At 44.8% G+C, this 1295-nt stretch carries 1 rRNA gene; it reads right to left on the bottom strand.

Annotated elements, in window-relative coordinates:
- A 23S ribosomal RNA gene (locus tag Q8K48_02430) occupies positions 1–1218 on the bottom strand; the annotation flags it as partial.
- Between the last annotated feature and the right edge of the window lie 77 nt (positions 1219–1295).

Raw genomic sequence — 1295 nt, forward strand, 5'->3', positions numbered from 1 at the left:
CCCGCATCTTCGGTATCATATTTAGCCCCGTTGAATTTTCGGCGCGAAGTCTCTAGACTAGTGAGCTGTTACGCACTCTTTAAAGGGTGGCTGCTTCTAAGCCAACCTTCTAGGTGTATAAGAAACTTCACCTCCTTTACCACTTAATATGAATTTAGGGACCTTAGATTGCGATCTCGGCTGTTTCCGTTTTGAGCTCCGAGCTTAGCCCCGGAGTTCTGACTGCCCAGATAAGAAACGCAAGAATTCGGAGTTTGGTTGAGAAGTCTACGGCGAACCGCGAATTCTCATTCAGTATCTCTACCTCTTGCGCTCATTTAGTGGACGCTAGCCCTCAAGCTATTTCGGGAAGAACCAGCTATCGCCAAGTTCGATTGGAATTTCTCCTCTATTCACAAGTCATCCCCGAGTGTTGCACGGCTCGTGGGTTCGGGCCTCCTTTCGATTTTACTCGAAATTCACCCTGCTCATAAATAGCTCACCTGGCTTCGGGTCTAATCCGTGCTATCATGTCGCCCTTTCAGGCTCGCTTTCACTATGACTCCGCTACGAAAGTAGCTTAGTCAGACAACACAGAATTAACTCGTTGGTTCGTTCTACAAAAAGCACGCCATCACCGTATTGCTACGGCTCTGACTCTTTGTTAGCATATGGTTTCAAATTCTATTTCATCTCCCTCATCGGGATACTTTTCACCTTTCCCTCACGGTACTAGTTCACTATCGATCATTAAAAATATTTAGTCTTGGAGCTATAGTGGCCCCAGATTCAAACGGGATTTCTCCGGTCCCGCCCTACTTGAGAATAATTACATTCCGACATTTCTTTTTCGCATACGGGACTATCACCCGCTATGGTCGCTCTTTCCAGAGCATTCTGCTAAAGAAATAATCTAGAACCCCTATTAAAAGAGTAAAATTACCTCGCAACCCCGAACCCCGAAGGATTCGGTTTAGACTTTTCCGTTTTCGCTCGCCACTACTCACGGAATCTCAATTGATTTATATTCCTCCTGGTACTAAGATGTTTCAGTTCCCAGGGTGCGCTTCCATAACCTATGAATTCAGTTATGGATCCTCTATACGAGGGGGTTATCCCATTCGGAAATCTCCGGATCAAAAGTTGCTTAGCACTTCCCCGAAGCTTATCGCAGCCAGCTACGTCCTTCATCGCTTTTTAATGTCAAGGTATCCGCCATATGCATTAGTATTACCGCTCCTAAATTTAAATATGGTTAGCAGTCAGTAGTTTCTAAAAAAACTGACGCTAATCATTTGCTTTGTACTATTGCAATT

It is taken from the genome of Candidatus Planktophila sp. (genome assembly GCA_030681675.1).
Classification (GTDB): Bacteria; Actinomycetota; Actinomycetes; order Nanopelagicales; family Nanopelagicaceae; genus Planktophila.